The 837-nt window shown below is 74.6% G+C and carries 2 protein-coding genes; both read left to right on the forward strand.

Annotation, left to right across the window (positions count from 1 at the left end; all coding sequences use genetic code 11):
* The coding region (locus P409_RS39835) for a DUF58 domain-containing protein (protein ID WP_034849830.1) at positions 1-443 on the forward strand (443 nt) is incomplete at its 5' end.
* The coding region (locus P409_RS35415; protein WP_034849832.1) for a BatA domain-containing protein at positions 437-837 on the forward strand (401 nt) is incomplete at its 3' end. The genes P409_RS39835 and P409_RS35415, both read left to right, overlap by 7 nt.

Raw genomic sequence — 837 nt, forward strand, 5'->3', positions numbered from 1 at the left:
CGCTGGACCGCGGCACCTCCGACGATGCCGGCAAGGCGGTGCCGTGGGAGCTGCGGGTGCCGCGTCATGCCGCGATGGTGCTGCTGGGCGACTGCCTGGCCCCGCTGGACGAGTTCGGCGCCTCGGTCGCCGCCTATGCCGCGCGCGGCGTGCGCGGCCATATCCTGCAGGTCCTCGACCCGGCCGAGGCGACGCTGCCCTTCGAGGGCCGCATCCGCTTCGAGGGCATCGAGGAGGTCGAATCGGCGCTGATCCCCCGCGTCCGCTCGGTGCGCGACGCCTATCGCGAGCGCCTGGCCGAGCACCAGGACGGGCTGGCGGCGATCGCCCGCCGCGCCGGCTGGAGCTTCGCCGTGCACCGCACCGACAAATCGGCCGAGGCGGCGTTGCTGAGCCTGTGGGGCGTGATGTCCGGCGCCGCGACCGGCAGGGCCAGATGGTGACGCTCGGCGGCCTCGTGTTCCTGGCGCCCGCCATCCTGGCGGCGCTGATCCTGCTGCCGGTGATCTTCTGGCTGCTGCGGGTGACCCCGCCGGCGCCCCGGCGCCTGAGCTTCCCCGCCATCCGCCTGCTGCTGGGCCTGCAGGCGCAGGAGGAGACGCCGGAGCGGATGCCCTGGTGGCTGCTGCTGATGCGGCTGCTGCTGGCGGCGCTGATCATCGTTGCCCTGGCCCATCCGGTGCTGAACCCCGGCTCCGCCTTGCCCGGCAGCGGCCCGGTGCTGCTGGTGGTCGACAATGGCTGGGCGTCCGGCAAGGGCTGGCCGGAGCGGCAGGAAGCCCTGCGCGACGCCGTCGACAAGGCGGAGCGCGCCGGCCGCGACCTGGTGCTGCTGGC

Source organism: Inquilinus limosus MP06, assembly GCF_000767795.1.
In the GTDB taxonomy this organism is placed as follows: Bacteria; Pseudomonadota; Alphaproteobacteria; order DSM-16000; family Inquilinaceae; genus Inquilinus; species Inquilinus limosus_E.